This window comes from Pseudomonas sp. MRSN 12121, assembly GCF_000931465.1.
In the GTDB taxonomy this organism is placed as follows: Bacteria; Pseudomonadota; Gammaproteobacteria; order Pseudomonadales; family Pseudomonadaceae; genus Aquipseudomonas.
The window spans coordinates 1,892,522-1,909,733 of sequence record NZ_CP010892.1; the positions used below are offsets into that span (position 1 = coordinate 1,892,522).

Annotated in this window: 17 protein-coding genes and 1 pseudogene; 9 read left to right on the top strand and 9 right to left on the bottom strand. The window is 64.0% G+C overall.

The genetic code is table 11. The features are described from left to right. The first annotated feature begins 3 nt into the window (after positions 1–3). Positions 4–471, top strand: coding sequence for a lipoprotein (locus TO66_RS08595; protein WP_044461934.1), 468 nt, complete (start codon positions 4–6; stop codon positions 469–471). 113 nt (positions 472–584) lie between these two features. Here TO66_RS08595 and TO66_RS08600 read toward each other — a convergent pair whose 3' ends face one another. Continuing rightward, positions 585–836, bottom strand: a complete 252-nt coding sequence (locus TO66_RS08600) for a hypothetical protein (RefSeq protein WP_044465976.1) — start codon at positions 834–836, stop codon at positions 585–587. Between the two features lie 158 nt (positions 837–994). Between TO66_RS08600 and TO66_RS08605 the strand changes: the two genes are divergently transcribed. The 4 genes from TO66_RS08605 (at position 995) to TO66_RS08620 (ending at position 4,710) form a co-directional block, all read left to right on the top strand. Then, a complete protein-coding gene (locus TO66_RS08605; protein ID WP_044461935.1) occupies positions 995–1,471 on the top strand; it encodes a PaaI family thioesterase in 477 nt (158 codons plus the stop codon). Next, positions 1,468–1,920 carry a PaaI family thioesterase gene (locus TO66_RS08610; RefSeq protein ID WP_044461936.1) on the top strand — a complete coding sequence of 151 codons (453 nt, stop codon included), beginning with the start codon at positions 1,468–1,470 and terminating at the stop codon, positions 1,918–1,920. Before TO66_RS08605 ends, TO66_RS08610 begins: the two co-directional genes overlap by 4 nt. Before the next feature lie 88 nt (positions 1,921–2,008). Continuing rightward, complete coding sequence (gene htpG / locus TO66_RS08615) at positions 2,009–3,913, top strand: molecular chaperone HtpG (RefSeq protein WP_044465977.1); 1,905 nt, start codon at positions 2,009–2,011, stop codon at positions 3,911–3,913. A gap of 68 nt (positions 3,914–3,981) precedes the next feature. Then, positions 3,982–4,710 (top strand): dienelactone hydrolase family protein, encoded by a 729-nt coding sequence (locus TO66_RS08620; protein WP_044461937.1) that lies wholly within the window; start codon positions 3,982–3,984, stop codon positions 4,708–4,710. Between the two features lie 66 nt (positions 4,711–4,776). Here TO66_RS08620 and TO66_RS08625 read toward each other — a convergent pair whose 3' ends face one another. The 4 genes from TO66_RS08625 to TO66_RS08640 all read right to left on the bottom strand — a co-directional run bounded on the left by TO66_RS08625 (position 4,777) and on the right by TO66_RS08640 (position 8,866). Further along, positions 4,777–5,955, bottom strand: coding sequence for a PLP-dependent aspartate aminotransferase family protein (locus TO66_RS08625; protein ID WP_044461938.1), 1,179 nt, complete (start codon positions 5,953–5,955; stop codon positions 4,777–4,779). Then, positions 5,952–7,328 (bottom strand): pyridoxal-phosphate dependent enzyme, encoded by a 1,377-nt coding sequence (locus tag TO66_RS08630; RefSeq protein WP_044461939.1) that lies wholly within the window; start codon positions 7,326–7,328, stop codon positions 5,952–5,954. The genes TO66_RS08625 and TO66_RS08630 overlap by 4 nt, the downstream gene beginning before the upstream one ends. A 172-nt stretch (positions 7,329–7,500) precedes the next feature. Further along, positions 7,501–8,388: a pirin family protein gene (locus TO66_RS08635; RefSeq protein ID WP_044461940.1), complete on the bottom strand. Its 888-nt coding sequence runs from the start codon at positions 8,386–8,388 to the stop codon at positions 7,501–7,503. Between the two features lie 61 nt (positions 8,389–8,449). After that, the gene (locus tag TO66_RS08640) at positions 8,450–8,866 is read right to left on the bottom strand and encodes an OsmC family protein (protein ID WP_044461941.1); all 417 of its coding nucleotides are present in this window, start codon (positions 8,864–8,866) and stop codon (positions 8,450–8,452) included. 150 nt (positions 8,867–9,016) lie between these two features. On the opposite strand from TO66_RS08640, the gene TO66_RS08645 reads away from it, so the two are divergent. The 4 genes and pseudogenes from TO66_RS08645 to TO66_RS34255 all read left to right on the top strand — a co-directional run bounded on the left by TO66_RS08645 (position 9,017) and on the right by TO66_RS34255 (position 12,348). Next, positions 9,017–10,018, top strand: a complete 1,002-nt coding sequence (locus TO66_RS08645; protein WP_044461942.1) for an amidohydrolase family protein — start codon at positions 9,017–9,019, stop codon at positions 10,016–10,018. Positions 10,019–10,108: 90 nt separating this feature from the next. Then, entirely contained in the window at positions 10,109–10,585 is a 477-nt protein-coding gene (locus tag TO66_RS08650; RefSeq protein WP_044461943.1) for a DUF3859 domain-containing protein, read from the top strand. A gap of 137 nt (positions 10,586–10,722) precedes the next feature. Then, positions 10,723–11,493: pseudogene (locus TO66_RS34250) on the top strand (MCP four helix bundle domain-containing protein); the annotation flags it as partial. Continuing rightward, positions 11,485–12,348 carry a methyl-accepting chemotaxis protein gene (locus TO66_RS34255; protein ID WP_409077188.1) on the top strand — a complete coding sequence of 288 codons (864 nt, stop codon included), beginning with the start codon at positions 11,485–11,487 and terminating at the stop codon, positions 12,346–12,348. The pseudogene TO66_RS34250 and the gene TO66_RS34255, both read left to right, overlap by 9 nt. Positions 12,349–12,421: 73 nt before the next feature. Here the strand turns inward: TO66_RS34255 and fabB are convergent, their stop codons facing one another. The 4 genes from fabB to TO66_RS08675 all read right to left on the bottom strand — a co-directional run bounded on the left by fabB (position 12,422) and on the right by TO66_RS08675 (position 17,212). Then, the gene (gene fabB, locus TO66_RS08660) at positions 12,422–13,642 is read right to left on the bottom strand and encodes a beta-ketoacyl-ACP synthase I (RefSeq protein WP_044461945.1); all 1,221 of its coding nucleotides are present in this window, start codon (positions 13,640–13,642) and stop codon (positions 12,422–12,424) included. An 11-nt stretch (positions 13,643–13,653) separates the two neighbouring features. Then, positions 13,654–14,169: a 3-hydroxyacyl-[acyl-carrier-protein] dehydratase FabA gene (gene fabA, locus TO66_RS08665; RefSeq protein ID WP_044461946.1), complete on the bottom strand. Its 516-nt coding sequence runs from the start codon at positions 14,167–14,169 to the stop codon at positions 13,654–13,656. A 248-nt stretch (positions 14,170–14,417) separates the two neighbouring features. Continuing rightward, positions 14,418–16,319 carry an ATP-binding protein gene (locus TO66_RS08670; protein WP_044461947.1) on the bottom strand — a complete coding sequence of 634 codons (1,902 nt, stop codon included), beginning with the start codon at positions 16,317–16,319 and terminating at the stop codon, positions 14,418–14,420. Then, positions 16,316–17,212, bottom strand: coding sequence for an ABC transporter substrate-binding protein (locus TO66_RS08675; RefSeq protein ID WP_044461948.1), 897 nt, complete (start codon positions 17,210–17,212; stop codon positions 16,316–16,318). Before TO66_RS08675 ends, TO66_RS08670 begins: the two co-directional genes overlap by 4 nt.

Here is a 17,212-nt window from a genome sequence, read left to right on the forward strand (position 1 = left end):
CCGATGAGCAGTTCGCGTGCCCTGAAGTACCTGTGCCTGTGGTTCTTTCTGTTGTCGGGCTGCAGGGGGCAAACCCTGTATCTGAATGGCGAGGCCCGGGGCAGGGTGGTAGATGCCTTGAGCGGCATGCCGATCGCCGGGGCCAAGGGCACCGTGTGTGGCGCACCGTTCCTGACGGCTGATGACGGGAGTTTCAAGGTCGAAGCGGCCACTGACCGGGAATGGGTCATGCTGCTGGCCGGGCGTTCGCCCCAGGACACCCCGCACCCTTGCCTCATGAGTATCGCGGCAGCGGATTACCAGACTCGCCAATGGCTGGCGCCTTTTACCGCGCACTACGACTTTCCCATCGGGCTGCTGCCCGTTTCCAGCCCTTTGCACTATGCCCTGGAGTCTCCAGGCAATGAATCGGTGCCAATGTTGCAGGCGGAGCCCCGCCAGGACGAATTGTTTCAGGGGGCAGGCGGCTGATTCTCAACGCTTAGTTGCTTGTCCGGCGACTAAGCACAGTTGTATTGGGCGACTGTTCTACGAGCAGAAAAAAGCCCGCACTTGGCGGGCTTTTTCGTTGCGCTAAAACCGACTTAGTTGGTTTTAGGAGCGGCTTCCTTGGCAGCTTCTTCGGCAGCTGCTTTGTTCGAATCAGCCTGATCTTTGGCTGCTTCGGCGTTTTCTTTCGCGGCTTCGTTCACTTTATCCTGAGCTTCGTTCATTTTCTGTTGAGCTTGCTCGGCGTGTTGGTTCGCATCTTGAGCTTTGTCCTCGGATTTTTTATCGCAGGCAGCGAGACCGAGGGAAGCGGTCAACATCAAGGCAATAGCTAAAGTCTTACGCATGGGGTGTTTCTCCTTATTGAAGATATCTTCTGGCCTTTCGAGCATGGCTCTAGGGGTTAAGTTCCTTGAAATCCCAAGATATATAAAGTGCCAGCAATAGGGAACTTTTACCTAAGAAGCCAACTGAGCATCCTGCTCGCCAACTAGAGAATCTCCCGATGCAGCAAAGCCCTGTTTTTGAACGTGCGACAAGGTTCTTGTCGGCGCTGCGCCATTGCCAGGTGCTGGGTATGAGTGTGCACAGCGCCTCCGGGGAGGGCATCACCCTGATGCTGCCCTATAGCCCGCAGATCGTCGGTAATCCGCAGACCGGGGTGATTCATGGCGGTGCGCTGACCTCCTTGATGGACAGCGCCTGTGGCATGGCCACCTTGTGCGTGTTGCCGGAGTTCGAAGTCTGCCCGACCCTGGATTTGCGCATCGACTACATGCATCCGGCCCAGCCGGGGGCTAGCGTTTATGGTTTTGCCCAGTGTTATCGGGTGACCACCGATGTCATCTTCACCCGCGGCTATGCCTATCAGGACGATCCCGAGCAGCCCATCGCCCATGTGGTGGGTACGTTCATGCGCATGGGCAAGGGGATCAAGGGTGCCAGCGGGCTGGCCGGGGCGATCAAAGGGGAGCGGCCATGAACCCGGACTTCCAGGCGCAACTGCAACAGGCCCATGAGCAGGGCGATTACGCCGCGCTGCTGCAACTGATTCCCTACGCCCGGCTGATCGGCATCGAATGTTCGCGCCAGGGCGATGAGCTGCTGTTTCGCCTGCCGGCCAACCCGGACAACATCGGCAATCCGTTGTTACCGGCGCTGCATGGCGGGGTGATCGCCGGTTTCATGGAACTGGCGGCGGCCCTGCACCTGTTGATTTCAACCGGCTCGCCGAGCGTGCCGAAGATCATCGACTTCTCTCTGGACTACCTGCGCGCCGGGCAATTTCGCGACACTTACGCCAGGTGCCAGGTGGGGCGCCAGGGCCGGCGGGTGGCCAACGTGGCGATCAGTGCCTGGCAGAGCGGCGCAGAGGAGCCGATCGCCACCGCTCGTGCACATTTCAAACTCGAAGAAACGCCAGGCCCTTGAAATCCCGGGGACCGCCCCCAATTCAGAGGACATCCCGCCGCAAGCCCTTCGGGCGCGGCTTATGCCATCTGATTGGAGTTTGATGACCATGAGTGTGGAAACTCAAAAGGAAACCCTGGGCTTCCAGACCGAGGTAAAGCAACTGCTGCACCTCATGATCCATTCGCTGTATTCCAACAAGGAAATCTTCCTTCGCGAATTGATCTCGAACGCCTCTGACGCCGTCGACAAATTGCGCTTCGAAGCCCTGTCCAAGCCCGAGTTGCTGGAAGGTGGCGCCGAACTGAAGATCCGTGTGAGCTTCGACAAGGACGCCAAGACCGTCACCCTCGAAGACAACGGCATCGGCATGAGCCGCGAAGATGTGATCACCCACCTGGGGACCATCGCCAAGTCCGGCACCGCCGATTTCATGAAGAACCTCACGGGCGACCAGAAGAAGGATTCGCACCTCATTGGCCAGTTCGGCGTGGGCTTCTATTCCGCGTTCATCGTCGCCGACAAGGTCGACGTGTTCAGCCGCCGTGCCGGCCTCGCTGCCAGCGAAGGCGTGCACTGGTCCTCCAAGGGTGAAGGCGAGTTCGAAGTCGCGACCGTCGACAAGGCCGACCGCGGCACCCGCATCGTCCTGCACCTGAAGTCCGGCGAAGACGAATTCGCCGACGGCTGGCGCCTGCGCAACATCATCAAGAAATACTCCGACCATATCGCCCTGCCGATCGAGCTGCCCAAAGAAGCGGCCGCTGCCGAAGGCGAGGAAAAACCGGCGCTCGAATGGGAAACCGTCAACCGCGCCAGTGCCCTGTGGACCCGTCCGCGTACCGAGATCAAGGACGAGGAATACCAGGAGTTCTACAAGCACATCGCCCACGATTTCGAGAACCCGCTGAGCTGGAGCCACAACAAGGTCGAAGGCAAGCTGGAATACAGCTCGCTGCTCTACGTGCCGGCCCGCGCGCCGTTCGACCTGTACCAGCGTGAAGCGCCGAAAGGCCTGAAGCTCTACGTGCAGCGCGTGTTCGTGATGGACCAGGCCGAGTCGTTCCTGCCGCTGTACCTGCGCTTCATCAAGGGTGTGGTCGACTCCAACGACCTGTCGCTGAACGTGTCGCGGGAAATCCTGCAGAAAGACCCGATCATCGACTCCATGAAGTCGGCGCTGACCAAGCGCGTGCTGGACATGCTGGAGAAACTGGCGAAGAACGAGCCCGAGCAATACAAGGGCTTCTGGAAGAACTTCGGCCAGGTGATGAAAGAAGGCCCTGCCGAAGACTTCGCCAACAAGGAAAAGATCGCCGGCCTGCTGCGCTTCGCTTCCACCCAGGGCGACGACGGCGAGCAGGACGTTTCCCTGGCCGACTACCTGGCGCGCGCCAAGGAAGGCCAGGACAAGATCTACTACCTCACTGGCGAGACCTACGCGCAGGTCAAGAACAGCCCGCACCTGGAAGTCTTCCGCAAGAAAGGCATCGAAGTGCTGCTGCTCACCGACCGTATCGACGAGTGGCTGATGAGCTACCTGAGCGACTTCGACGGCAAGAGCTTTGTCGACGTGGCGCGCGGCGACCTGGACCTGGGCAACCTGGACTCGGAAGAGGACAAGAAGGCCGCGGAAGAAGTTGCCAAGAGCAAGGAAGGCCTGGTCGAGCGGATCAAGACCGCCCTGGGCGATACCGTCAGCGAAGTGCGGGTTTCCCACCGCCTGACTGATTCCCCGGCGATCCTGGCGATCGGCGAACAGGACCTGGGCCTGCAAATGCGCCAGATCCTCGAGGCGAGCGGGCAGAAGGTGCCGGACTCCAAGCCGATCTTCGAATTCAACCCGGCTCACCCGCTGATCGAGAAACTCGACGGCGAGCAGAGCGACGAGCGTTTCGGCGATCTGTCGCACATCCTCTTCGATCAGGCGGCCCTGGCCGCCGGCGACAGCTTGAAAGATCCGGCCGCCTATGTGCGCCGCCTGAACAAGCTGCTGGTTGAGCTGTCGGTTTAACCACGTTGCAAGAAAAACCCGCTTCGGCGGGTTTTTTCATTCCGGTGTCTACCAATCAGGAGTCTGACATGAGCCAAGTCACAGTTCGTTCCCTGGTCTACCAGATCGATGGTCAATCCTATGAAAGCCGCCTGGTGTTCGATGCCAGCCACCAGGGCCCGCGTCCGGGGCTGTTGATGGCGCCGAACTGGATGGGCGTCAGCGCCGGCGCCGAGAAGATCGCCGAGGCGGTAGCGGCCAAGGGTTACGTGGTACTGATCGCCGACCTGTACGGGCAAACGGTGCGTCCGGGCAACGGCGACGAGGCGGGTGCCGCCATGATGCCGTTGAAGAATGACCGGGCCCTGTTGCGCAAGCGCATGCAGGCGGCTTTCGAGGCCCTGCAAGGCCAGCAGGAAGCGGCGGTGGACAAGGCCAGGCTGGCGACATTCGGCTTCTGCTTCGGCGGTTGCTGCTCGTTGGAGCTGGCGCGCAGCGGTGCGCCCGTGAAGGCGGCGGTGTCGTTCCACGGCACCCTGGACACGCCGAACCCGGCCGATGCACGCAACATCAAGGGTTCGGTGCTGGTGCTGCATGGCGCCGCCGATCCGCTGGTGCCGAAAGAGCAGCTGCCGGCCTTCGAGCAGGAAATGGATGCCGCGGGCGTGGATTGGCAATTGCTGAGCTACGGCGGCGCGGTGCATTCCTTCACCGATCCGCAGGCCAATGTACCGGGCAAGATGATGTACGACGCCCGGACCGCGGGCCGGGCTTTCACCTCGATGCACAACCTGCTGGACGAAGTGTTCAAGGGCTGAGCCCCGGGCAAAAAAAGCCCGCTGTGCCTTGGGGCACAGCGGGCTTTTTTGTCGCGGCCGCTCTCGTCAGATCCGCGCCAGCGCCTGGGCCAGGTCGGCGCGCAGGTCCTCGACATCCTCGACCCCCACCGACAGACGCACCAGCCCATCGCCGATGCCCAGCTGGGCGCGGGTTTCGGCGGGGATGCTGGCGTGAGTCATGATCGCCGGGTGCTCGATCAGGCTTTCCACGCCCCCCAGGCTTTCGGCCAGGGCGAAGATCCGCACGTTTTCGAGGAAGCGCCGGGCGCCGGCCAGGTCGCAGTCCAGGTCGAGGGAAATCATCCCGCCGAAACCGCGCATCTGCCGTCGCGCCAATTCATGCTGCGGGTGCGACGCCAGGCCCGGGTAATAGACCCGCGCCACTTGCGGCTGGCGCTCCAGCCATTGCGCCAGCTCCAGGGCATTGCTGCAGTGGCGCTCCATGCGCAGCGCCAGGGTCTTCACTCCGCGCAGGGTGAGGAAGGCGTCGAACGGCCCGGCGATGGCGCCTACCGCGTTCTGCAGGAAGCCCAGGCGCTCGGCCAGGTCGGGATTCTGGCCGACCACTGCGATGCCGCCGATCACGTCGGAATGGCCGTTCAGGTATTTGGTCGTCGAGTGCAGCACGATATCGAAGCCCAGCTCCAGCGGGCGCTGGATCCACGGACTGGCGAAGGTGTTGTCGGCGACGCAGATGATGCCCCGGGCCCGGCAGATACGGGCGATGGCGGCCAGATCGGTGAGACGCAGCAGCGGATTGCTCGGGGTTTCGACCATGACCATCCGTGTATCGTCCTGCAGCGCCGCTTCGAAGGCCGCAAGGTCGGACAGGTCGACGAAGCTGAAACGATGCCCGGCGCTGCGCCGGCGGACCCGCTCGAACAGACGGAACGTACCGCCGTACAGGTCGTTGCCGGAGACGATGTGCGCGCCGGCATCGAGCAGCTCCAGCACGCTGGAGATCGCCGCCAGCCCGGAGGCGAAGGCGAAAGCCTGGGTGCCGCTCTCGAGGTCGGCCACGCAGCGTTCCAGCGCCCAGCGCGTGGGGTTGTGCGAGCGTCCATAGTCCAGGCCCTTGTGCACCCCGGGGCTCTGCTGGGCGTAGGTGGAATTGGCGTAGATCGGCGGCATCAACGCCCCGGTGGTCGGGTCCGGCGCCTGCCCGGCGTGGATGACCCGCGTGGCGAAGGCGCGCGGTGCGCCGGTTTCATCGTGGTGACTCATGGGAGCGATCTCCGCAGGTGGTTGAGCATGTCGACGCGGGTAATCAGGCCATGGAAGCCCGAGGCATCGGCGATGATCGCCACGAAGCCGCGGTCGAGCTCCGCCTCCAGTTGCGCCAGGCTGGCGCTGGGAGGCAGGGTTTCCAGTTGATCGGTCATGGCGCTGGCCACGGTCTTGCGAAAGTGCGCGGCGTCTTCGTGTACGCCCAGCAGGATGTCCGATTCGTCGATCACGCCGACCAGCCGCTGCCCGTCCACCAGCACCGGCAGTTGCGAGACGTCGGCCAGGCGCATGCGCTGGAAGGCGGTGAGCAGGGTGTCGTCCGGCCCCACGCTGATCACCCGGCCATCCTCGAAGCGTCGGGCGATCAGGTCGCGCAGGTCGCCGTAGCCCTTGCGCCGCAGCAGGCCCTGATCGTTCATCCATTGGTCGTTGTAGACCTTCGACAGGTAGCGGGTGCCGGTGTCGCAGACGAAGCTGACCACCCGTTTCGGCGTGGTCTGCTCGCGGCAGTAGCGCAGCGCCGCCGCCAGCAGGGTGCCGGTCGAGGAGCCGGCGAGAATGCCCTCGGCGCGCAGCAGCTGGCGGGCGTGTTCGAAGCTTTCCTCGTCGCTGATCGAGTAAGCCTTGCGCACGCTGGAGACGTCGGCGATGGACGGCACGAAGTCTTCGCCGATGCCTTCCACGGCCCAGGAACCGGGCGTGTCCAGGGCACCGCTGCGGCTGTATTCGGCCATGACCGAGCCCACCGGGTCGGCCAGCACCATTTCCAGGTCCGGCTGTACGCGGCGGAAGAAGCGGGTCAGCCCGGTCAGGGTGCCGGACGAACCGACGCCGACGACTATGGCGTCGACATCGTGCTGGGTCTGCGCCCAGATTTCCGGCGCGGTGCTGCATTCATGGGCCAGGGGGTTGGCCGGGTTGTTGAACTGGTCGGCGAAGAAGGCGCCGGGAATGTCCCGGGTCAGGCGTGCGGCGACGTCCTGGTAGTAATCCGGGTGGCCCTTGCCGACGTCGGAGCGGGTGATGTGCACTTCGGCGCCCATCGCTTTCAGGTGCAGGACCTTCTCGGTGGACATCTTGTCCGGCACCACCAGCACCACCCGATAACCCTTGGCCCGGCCGACCAGGGCCAGGCCGAGGCCGGTGTTGCCGGCGGTGGCCTCGACTATGGTGCCGCCGGGTTGCAGGCGGCCGTCGCGTTCGGCGGCGTCGATCATCGCCAGGCCGATGCGGTCCTTGATCGAACCGCCGGGGTTCTGCGATTCCAGCTTGAGAAACAGGGTACAGGGGCCGGTATCGAACCGAGTGACACGCACCAGGGGCGTGTTGCCAATCAGTTCGAGCACGGCGGGACGGGAGTCGTTCGGCATGTATGACCTCACTGCGCTTATGGCGCTGAATGGACAACCGGCGACGAGTCGTCGTGCGCCGGTCGCGGGCAATGCATCGCAAGGACCATAGGCCGGGATCCCGCTACCCGCAACCGCGCGAGGTCGATCGCTGGCCATGGCGGCGGTGCTGCGCAGCGCCGGACGCCAGCCGCTACAGGGGTTGCGGCGAACCTTTGGCCTTGGGCAATTCGATGCGTTCGCTTTCTCCCGGCACCTGCGGCCAGTCGCCGGCGGCCCAGCGCTGGCGGGCTTCGTCGATGCGCGCTGGGTCGCTGGAAACGAAGTTCCAGTTGATCCGCCGCGGCCCGTCCAGCGGCGCGCCGCCGAACAGCACGGCGTGGCAGTCGCTGTCGGCAGACAGGGTCGGGGTGGTGCCGGCCGGCAGGACCACCAGCGCGTGCGGCTCGATCGGTTCGCCGTCCAGCTGGGCTTCGCCGTCGAGCACATACAGGGCGCGCTCTGCATGTTCGGCGGGGATCAGCAGGGTGGTCGCGGTCTGCAACCGCAGTTCGGCGTACAGGGTCGGGGAGAGCACCGGGACCGGCGACTCCAGGCAGAAGCCGTTGCCGGCGATCATGCGGATGCTCACGCCGAGGTTGTCGCTGACCGGCAAGGTCGCGGCCGGGTGGTGGCTGTAGTGCCCGGGCCCCTGTTCCTGAGCTTTGGGGGAGGCCAGCCAGACCTGCAGGCCGTGCATGCTGAAGTCGCTGTCGAGCAGCGCCTGCGGAGTACGCTCGACATGGGCGATGGCGCTGCCGGCGGTCATCCAGCTGACGTCGCCCTGGTTCACCACCTGGTCGGAACCCAGGCTGTCCTTGTGCTGGATTTGGCCCTGGAACAGGTAGGTCAAGGTGGACAGGCCGATATGCGGATGCTGGCGGATGTTCATGCCTTTGCCCGCCGGGTAGCGGGTGGGCAGCATGTGATCGAAAAACACGAAAGGCCCAACGCTGCGGCATTGGGCCGAGGGCAGCGGGCGCAGGATGGGTTGGCCTTCGACGTCCTCGACGCGAGGGCGGATCACGAGTGGTGTGTTCATGGGGCATTCCAGGCTGATCGGGTCGTGCCCGCGAGCATAACCCGATCGGCCCGCCGTGGCGTTACTGGCTGAACGCGCCTTCGGAGAGGTGGGTCTCGATGCTGACCTCGGCGGTGGTCATCAGCTTGTGTATCGGGCAGCGGTCGGCCACGCGGTGCAGCTCCTCGCGCTGGGCATCGGTCAGCACACCCTTGAGGGTCAGCTTGACGTGCAGGCCGTACTTGCCTTTCTGCTCCTGGCTATTGTCGTGCTTGACCTCGACCGTGACGCCGGTGAGCGGAATCTCCTTCTTCTGTGCGTACAGCTTGAGGGTCAGGGCCTTGCAGGCGCCCAGCGCGGCATCGAAGAAATCGTGGGGTTCGGGGGCTGAGCCTTCGCCGCCCAGGGTCTTGGGCAGGTCGGCGAACAATTGGTGATCGTCGATCTGGATGCTGTGACGGAAACCTTCGCTGGACTCGGTGTTGACGGTGATAGTCATGGTGGGCCTCGGGCAGTGATGAAAACACGGAACGGACATGGAAAAAGCTGTTGCAGTTATAGAGCATTGCGCTCCCCATGCGTTCCCCTTTTTCTGAACCGCGCCGCGCGCGCCGCGGTCTACCCCCCGGTGAACCGACTGGAGCTGCCGATGCCCTGGATCTACCTGAGCGCCTTGCTGGTGCTGCTGCCGAATGCCGTGGCCCAGGCCCGCGACTATGTCTACAGCGACGCCCACCTGCATTACGTGGACTTTTTCCAGGAGTCGGCGGGCATGGACAAACTGCTGCGGGCCATGGCCGACAACCGCATCGAGCATGTGATGATTTCCGGAATCCCGGTGGCCAAGAAATGGCATGAGGACGAACCCAAGCGCCCGCGCTATTACGCCGGCGACGACGCGGATGCCTACTGGTACAGCGCCACCGACGTGATAGTCGCCGCCGCGGTGAGCCGCCTGGCCCCCGAGCAGCGCCAGTACTTTCATCCGTTCCTGTCCGGCTTCAATCCCAACGACAAGAACTCCGACGCCCATATCCAGCGCATGCTCGACCTCTATCCGGGGCTGTGGCAGGGCATCGGCGAGATCTTCACCCGGCACGACGACCTGACCGCGCTGACCTCCGGCGATACGCCGCGGGCCAATAACGAAGCCATGACGCGTATCTATCACCTGGCGGCGGAGCACGACCTGCCGGTGCTGCTGCATTCCAACATCACCTCCAAGCGCGAGAAGAACCCGCTGTACCTGGCGGAAGTCGAAGAGCCACTGCGCAACCATCCCCACACGCGGTTCATCTGGGCTCATGCCGGCACCAGCCTGGAAGTCCACCGCCACCAGACGCAGCTGGATTTCCTCCTGCCGACCCTGACGCGCCTGCTCGAGGCCTATCCCAATCTCTATATCGACCTGTCATGGAGCGTGCTGCGCCCCTATCTGCTGGATGAGCAGGGCGTGCCGAGGCCGGAGTGGGTCAAGCTGGTGGAACGCTTTCCCGAGCGTTTCATGCTGGGCTCGGACGTGGTCGGGCGGTTCGCCAGGCTGGGACGGGAAATGCGCGCTTTCGACCCGTTCCTCGATGCCTTGCCGCCCGAGGTGGCGCGCAAGGTGGCGCGCGACAACTTCCTGGCCGTTCTTCCCCGTCCCCGCTGATATCGCTCGATGCGGCCGCCGCAGCAGGTTTGTCATCAGCCTGTCATGCCGGCGTCATAGGCTCGCGCCATCTCAATCAAGGAGCGCGATATGCACCTCACCCGTTTAAGCGCGTTGGCGGCGCTGATGATGCTCAGTGGCCTGGGCACTTCCCAAGTTAGTGCCGAAGTCCGTGTCGAAGGTCCGGTGGAATATGGTGTGTTCGAGGGGCCCAAGGCCGCCTTGCAGTCGGGTGAGCGGATGCTGCGCCGTAGCAATGAAAGCATCGAGCGGACCGAGATCGTGCCTGCCCGGCTAGGCACCAAGTTCGGCCTGCGTTATCAACTGGTGGGCAAGGTGGCCGACGACGTGCCACTGACCCTGCTGTATTTCACGCCGGGTATCCGCACCCCGGACGGCCAGCGCCACGACAAGTTCGAAGTGACCCAGAAGCTGGTGCCCGGCGCGCCGCAGGACATCATGGCTTACGAGTTCACCGAGACCCACGAAGCGATTCCCGGCGAATGGCGCTTCATGGTGTTCCAGGGCGACCGCCTGTTGGCACAGCAGCGTTTTACCGTACGCTGAAACGTTTATGCCCAGGCATCGAAGTGCTTGGGCGTTTTGATATCACGTTTTCGTCTTAAGCAAATTTTCCGCGACCCGATACTTTCAAGAGCAGCCCGCTGCATGGCGAATGCAGCGCTTTTGGAAGGAACCGGAGAATGAGCATCAGAAGTCTCAACATTGCACCGCGCGCGGGCCTGGGCTTCGGCCTGCTGGCGCTGATGGTGTTTGGCCTGGGGGCGTTCGCCCTGCTGCAAATGTCGAACATGCGCGCGCAGTCCGACGAGGTCGACAACAACTGGTTGCCCAGTGTGATGGCAGTCGGTGAGATGAATCAGGATCTGCTGCGGATCCGCGCACTGACCCTGCGCCTGTTGATCAACCGCAACCCCCAGGCCCTGGCGCAGAACGAAAGCAAGCTCAATGAGATCAAGCGCGGCATGAGCGCGGCACAGGAGCGCTACGACGCGTTGATCGTGCTGCCGCAGGAGCGTGTGCTGTTCGATCGTTTCAAGGCCGCCGAGAAGCGCTACCTCGAGCATCAGAATGAGGTGGTGGCGTTGTCCCAGAAGGGGCGGGTAGAGGACGCGATCGCGGTGGTCAACGGCGAAATGAGCCAGTTGGCCGACGAGTTGGCGGGCACCCTCCACGAGCTGGTGGAACTGAACCGGGATAACGCTAACCTGGCCACCGAACTGGCTCGGGGCGTGTTCGGCAAGGCCAAGGTCTGGGTCGTCGTCATGATCGTGGTGGCCGGCCTGATGACCATTGTCCTGGCCTTGCTGCTGACCCGCAGCATCGTGCTGCCGCTCGCGCAGTCGCTGAACGTGGCCGAAGTGGTGGCTGGCGGCGACCTGACCGAAGACATCCGCATCCACGGCAAGGACGAGCCGGCCCGCCTGCTGCACGCGCTCAAGGCCATGCAGCACAGCCTGCGCGAAACCATCCGGCGCATTGCCGACTCCTCCAGCCAGCTGGCCTCCGCGTCCGAAGAACTCAATTGTGTGACCGAGGACGCGACTCGCGGCCTGCATCAGCAAAGCCAGGAAATCGAACAGGCGGCGACGGCGGTGAACCAGATGACCGCCGCGGTGGAGGAGGTGGCCAGCAATGCGGTGGCGACATCCGAAGCGTCGCGCCAGTCCGACCGGATCGCCCAGCATGGGCGCGAGCAGGTGCAGCAGACGGTGCTGTCCATCGAGTCCCTGGCCGAGGATGTGACCGCCAACGCCAGCCAGGTCGAAGAGCTGGCGCAGAAGGTGTACGGCATCAGCAAGGTGCTCGACGTGATTCGCTCGGTGGCCGAGCAGACCAACCTGCTGGCCCTGAACGCGGCGATCGAAGCGGCCCGGGCCGGTGACGCCGGGCGTGGTTTCGCGGTGGTGGCGGACGAGGTGCGGGCGTTGGCCCATCGCACCCAGCAATCGACCCAGGAAATCGAGCAGATGATCGGCGGCATCCAGCAAGGCACCGACCAGGCTGTCAGCTCCATGCAGCAGAGCAACAGCCGGGCCCGCTCGACCCTGGAGCTGGCCAAGGCGGCCGGGGCGGCGCTGGAGGAAATTGCCGGGGCGATCACCCTGATCAACGAGCGCAACACGGTGATCGCCAGCGCTTCGGAGGAGCAGGCGGCGGTGGCGCGCGAGGTGGATCGCAACCTGATGAACATCCGCGACCTGGCGCTGCAGACCTCGGCCGGGGCCAACCAGACCAGCGCCGCGAGCCAGGAACTGTCGCGGCTGGCGGTGGACCTGAATGCGCTGGTGGCGCGGTTCTCGGTCTAGGCGCGATATTTTTCAGCCCAATAAAAAACGCCCCGAACCAGTCGGGGCGTTTTTTATTGGGCGAAAGCGGGGCTTACTTGCCCTGCCAGCGCTTCAGGACCAGGGTGGCGTTGGTGCCGCCGAAGCCGAAGCTGTTGCTCATCACGGTGTTGATGGTGGCGTTTTCGCGGGTCTTGGTCAGCACCGGCAGATCGGCCACTTCCGGATCCAGCTCGTCGATGTTGGCCGAACCGGCAATGAAGTTGCCTTCCATCATCAGCATGCAGTAGATCGCTTCGTGAACGCCGGCGGCGCCCAGGGAGTGACCCGACAGGCTCTTGGTCGAGCTGATGGCCGGAGCCTTGTCGCCGAACACTTCGCGCACGCCTTTCATTTCCGCGACGTCGCCGACCGGAGTGGAGGTGCCGTGGGTGTTCAGGTAGTCGATCGGGGTATCGACAGTGGACATGGCCATCTGCATGCAGCGGATCGCGCCTTCACCGCTTGGTGCCACCATGTCGTAGCCGTCGGAAGTCGCGCCGTAGCCAACGATTTCCGCGTAGATCTTCGCGCCGCGGGCCAGAGCGTGTTCCAGCTCCTCGACCACGACCATGCCGCCGCCGCCGGCGATGACGAAACCGTCACGATCGGCGTCGTAGGCGCGGGAAGCTTGTTCCGGAGTGTCGTTGCGCTTGCTGGACAGGGCGCCCATGGCGTCGAACAGGAACGACTGGCTCCAGTGCTCTTCTTCACCGCCGCCGGCGAACACGATGTCCTGCTTGCCCATCTGGATCTGCTCCATGGCGGTACCGATGCAGTGGGCACTGGTGGCGCAGGCGGACGCGATGGAATAGTTCAGGCCCTTGATCTTGAACGGGGTGGCCAGGCACGCGGAGACGGTGCTGCTCATGGTCCGCGTGACGCGGTACGGGCCAACGCGCTTGACGCCTTTTTCGCGCAGGATGTCCAGCGCTTCCATCTGGTTCAGGGTGGAGGCGCCGCCGGAGCCGGCGATCAGGCCGGTGCGCGGGTTGGATACCTGCTCTTCGGTCAGGCCGGAGTCGGTGATGGCGTCTTTCATGGCCAGGTAGGCGTAGGCCGCCGCGTGACCGACGAAGCGATAGATCTTGCGATCGATCAGCTCTTCGAGATTGAGGTCGATGGAGCCGGAAACCTGGCTGCGCAGACCCATTTCGGCATATTCCGGGTTGAAGCGGATGCCAGGGCGGCTAGCACGCAGGTTAGCGGAGACAGTCTCTTTGTCATTGCCCAGGCACGAAACGATGCCCAGACCAGTGATAACGACGCGGCGCATGCGGATAACCCTTAGAAGTCGTCTGTGGAGGTGAACACGCCGACCCGGAGGCCTTCGGCGGTGTAGATTTCGCGACCGTCGACAGCTACCGAACCGTCGGCGATGGCCAGGTTCAGCTTGCCCTTCAGGACGCGCTTGATATGAATGTTATAGGTGACTTTCTTGGCGGTCGGCAGTACCTGGCCAAAGAACTTCACTTCGCCCGAACCCAGGGCACGACCGCGGCCCGGCAGGCCCTGCCAGCCCAGGAAGAAGCCGACCAGTTGCCACATGGCATCGAGGCCCAGGCAGCCCGGCATCACCGGATCGCCTTCGAAATGGCAGGCGAAGAACCACAGGTCCGGGTTGATATCCAGCTCGGCGACCAATTCACCTTTGCCGTACTTGCCACCCTCCTGGCTGATGTGAGTGATGCGATCCACCATCAGCATGTTCGGGGCGGGCAGTTGCGCGTTACCTGGGCCGAACAGCTCACCGCGACTGCAGCGCAGCAGATCTTCCCGAGTAAAGGCGTTTTGTTTGGTCATGCGAGCTCCTCAATAGTCCCATGCGGCAGGGTGGGGCAAATCTTCCCGGCCGATCGAAGCGTTCATGCCTCGAGCCGGCAGCCTACTCATAGACTATTGCGTTGTGGTGAAAGTCACAGCACAAGGGACATGAATGTACACTTGTGCACTGAAATTATTATACAGACCCTGGAAGGGGCCTGTTCGGGTGCCTAAGACTGCCGCACTTTCGCCCTCCACGCCAGTCGCAGATGGTCGATAAATCCCCGCTACTGCACCCAACGTTGGAGAATTTGCTGCAGATCCGTGCGTTTGAACGGCTTGGCCAGGTAATCGTTCATTCCCGCCGCCAGGCACGCTTCGCGGTCGCCCTGCAAGGCATTGGCGGTCAGGGCGATGATCGGCAGGTCGGCGCATCCGGGCAGTTGGCGGATCTGTCGGGTGGCCTCGTAGCCGTCGATCAGGGGCAGCCGGCAGTCCATCAGGATGGCTTCGAAGATCAGGCTCTCGGCGCTGCGCACGGCCTGGGCGCCGTCGGTGGCGACGCTGACCGAAAAGCCCAGGCTGCGCAGCATGGCCTGGATCACCGTCTGGTTGACCGGGTTGTCCTCCACCAGCAGCACGTTGCGTCCCTCGCCCTGGGCGTGCCCGGTGCTGACCCGCGGCGCCAGTACCGGCAGGCTCTGCTGATAGAGCGCCAGGGGAATCTCCAGGGTGAACACCGAACCGCGGCCTTCCTCGCTCTGGGCGCGCAGGGTGCCGCCCATGCGTTCGGCCAGGGTACGGGCGATCGGCAGGCCCAGGCCGGTGCCGCCGTAACGCCGGGAAATCGAGCTGTCGGCCTGCTGGAAGGCGTTGAACATCAGCTCCAGGCTTTGCGAGCTGATGCCGATCCCACTGTCGCGCACCGTGCAGGTGAACCACAGCAGCTCGTGGTCCAGGGACTGCCACTGCGCCTCGATGCCGACGCTGCCCTGTTCGGTGAACTTCAGCGCGTTGCCGATCAGGTTCACCAGGATCTGGCGGATGCGCGTCGGGTCGCCCTTGACCTGCAGCGACTCCATGCCGGGCGCGAGCCGCAGTTGCAGGTCCAGCCCGCGCTGCGCGGCGCTATGCTGGAAGGCCTGGGCCGAACTGCCGATCAGGTCGGCGAGATTGAACGGGATGTGCTCCAGTTCCAGGGCCGAACGTTCGATGCGCGAGAAGTCGAGAATATCGTTGATCACCTTGAGCAGATGCTCGGTTGATTCGGAGGCCAGCGCCGCGTATTCGCTCTGCTCCGCGGTCATTTGTGTGGTCTCGAGCAGTTGCAGCATGCCCAGTACGCCATTCATCGGGGTGCGCAGCTCGTGGCTCATCATCGCCAGGAAGTCCGACTTGGCATTGTTCGCCCGTTCCGCTTCCTCGCGGGTCTGGATCAACTGGGCCATGGCCTGCTGCTGCTCGCGGCTGGCCTGTTCGAGGCCGGCCGCGAGGTTGTTGATATGCCGTGACAGATCGCCCAGCTCGGCGTCGTCGACGATCGGCAGCGGGGTCTTGAAGTCGCCTTGTTGAATGGCCTTGACCGCGGTGCCCATGGCGCTGATCGGCTGCGACAGGCTGGCCGCCAGGCGCCGCGCCAGGAGGAAGCTGAACAACAGGGCGAACAGCGCGAGGATGCCGGCCTTGAACAGGATCTCCTGCTGGCGCTGGCTGAAGGCATCGTTGGACATGCCGACGATCACCCGTCCCAGGTAGTCGCTGTTGGGCGTAGCGCTGGCGCCCGGGTCGTCCTGGAAGAAGTCGTTGCTGAGCTGGATGCGTTGCAGGCGCACCGGGGCCTGGAACACTTCGACCTGCTGCGAGCGGTTGTGCGTCTCCGAAGGCTGCTCGACGTACACCAGGATATGGTTGCGGCTGTCCTGGACCTCGAGAAAACGCACGTGGGGCGTGGCCAGGGTGGCCTTGAGCAGGCTCTCCAGGCCTTCGCTGTTGCCCGAGATCACCCCGTACTCGGTGGCGGGCGCCAGCTGGTTGGCGATCAGTTGCCCGGTGTGGTTCAGCTCCTGGCGCAGGTCCTGGATCCGCACGAAGGTAAAGAAGCTGATCAGCAGCAGGGTCAGCAACAGGGCCGGGCCGAGGCAGATGATCTGGGTGCGGGTACTGATGTCCCAACGGCGACGGAAGGTCATGGGCGTTTTTCTCCTTCGGCCAGCTGGGTCGCCACCGATTGCTCGTCAATCGGTTCGACACCCAGGGAGCGTGCCACTTGCGGGTTGCTCAACACCTTGAACGGTTGCGGATACAGGGTTCGCGGCCAGTGGTTCGTCGGCCGGTCCAGCAAATCGTCGAGCACCAGCAGCCAGTCTTCCTGGTCGCTGTAGGTACTGGCCAGGCTGCCGGCCTTGACGAACCCGGCATTCGGGCCGATCAGCGCCAGTTGCCGGGCATAGCTGCTCAGCAGCAGGTTCTTCGCGGTTTGCGGGTTGTACAGCTGCGGGTCGTCGAGCCCCAGCAGGACATCGCTGTTTTTCAGCAGGTTCTGCAAGGGGCGGCTGTCAGTGGTGTCGTCCCAGCGTTCGGCGACGATTTCCAGCCCCAGGGTCCGGGCGCTCTGGTGCAGTTCCGCGAGCAGGAACTCGCTTTCGGCGCCGTAGAGCACGCCGATGCGCCGTGCCTGCGGGAGCACCTGGCGGATCAATTGCAATTGGCGCCCTGGGGGTGGATCGCTCCATAGCAGGCTGAGCCGGGGCGAGGCGCTGGTCCCCAGGCGTTGTTGCGCCTGGATGCGGCCAATGCGCAGCACCAGTGTGGCGGGGCCCTGGCTGTCCTGGCGACGCCACTCGAGGCTGGCCGGGTCGAGCAGGATCAGCCGGGTGCCCGCGGGCAACCGGCTGGGGGCGGGCAGGTTGGCCAGGGGTTCGAAGCGCACCTGGTCCTCGGGCCGCTGGCGCGCCAGGGCCTGGGCGAAGGCCTGCACGCCGGGGCTGTCTTCGGCGCCGGTCAGCAACACCTGGGCCGCCCCGGCGGGGAGCGCTCCCCAGAGGCAACAGAACAGCAGCAGGCAGACCCCGAACCGGTTCAT

Coding starts and splice junctions, on each gene's coding strand:
- TO66_RS08670 (WP_044461947.1), bottom strand. CDS start 16,319: ATGACCTTCCGTCGCCGTTGGGACATCAGTACCCGCACCCAGATCATC.
- TO66_RS08645 (WP_044461942.1), top strand. CDS start 9,017: ATGCCCTGGATCTACCTGAGCGCCTTGCTGGTGCTGCTGCCGAATGCC.
- TO66_RS08595 (WP_044461934.1), top strand. CDS start 4: ATGAGCAGTTCGCGTGCCCTGAAGTACCTGTGCCTGTGGTTCTTTCTG.
- TO66_RS08675 (WP_044461948.1), bottom strand. CDS start 17,212: ATGAACCGGTTCGGGGTCTGCCTGCTGCTGTTCTGTTGCCTCTGGGGA.
- TO66_RS08630 (WP_044461939.1), bottom strand. CDS start 7,328: ATGCCGAACGACTCCCGTCCCGCCGTGCTCGAACTGATTGGCAACACG.
- fabA (WP_044461946.1), bottom strand. CDS start 14,169: ATGACCAAACAAAACGCCTTTACTCGGGAAGATCTGCTGCGCTGCAGT.
- htpG (WP_044465977.1), top strand. CDS start 2,009: ATGAGTGTGGAAACTCAAAAGGAAACCCTGGGCTTCCAGACCGAGGTA.
- TO66_RS08620 (WP_044461937.1), top strand. CDS start 3,982: ATGAGCCAAGTCACAGTTCGTTCCCTGGTCTACCAGATCGATGGTCAA.
- TO66_RS08635 (WP_044461940.1), bottom strand. CDS start 8,388: ATGAACACACCACTCGTGATCCGCCCTCGCGTCGAGGACGTCGAAGGC.
- fabB (WP_044461945.1), bottom strand. CDS start 13,642: ATGCGCCGCGTCGTTATCACTGGTCTGGGCATCGTTTCGTGCCTGGGC.
- TO66_RS34255 (WP_409077188.1), top strand. CDS start 11,485: ATGCAGCACAGCCTGCGCGAAACCATCCGGCGCATTGCCGACTCCTCC.
- TO66_RS08600 (WP_044465976.1), bottom strand. CDS start 836: ATGCGTAAGACTTTAGCTATTGCCTTGATGTTGACCGCTTCCCTCGGT.
- TO66_RS08650 (WP_044461943.1), top strand. CDS start 10,109: ATGCACCTCACCCGTTTAAGCGCGTTGGCGGCGCTGATGATGCTCAGT.
- TO66_RS08640 (WP_044461941.1), bottom strand. CDS start 8,866: ATGACTATCACCGTCAACACCGAGTCCAGCGAAGGTTTCCGTCACAGC.
- TO66_RS08610 (WP_044461936.1), top strand. CDS start 1,468: ATGAACCCGGACTTCCAGGCGCAACTGCAACAGGCCCATGAGCAGGGC.
- TO66_RS08605 (WP_044461935.1), top strand. CDS start 995: ATGCAGCAAAGCCCTGTTTTTGAACGTGCGACAAGGTTCTTGTCGGCG.
- TO66_RS08625 (WP_044461938.1), bottom strand. CDS start 5,955: ATGAGTCACCACGATGAAACCGGCGCACCGCGCGCCTTCGCCACGCGG.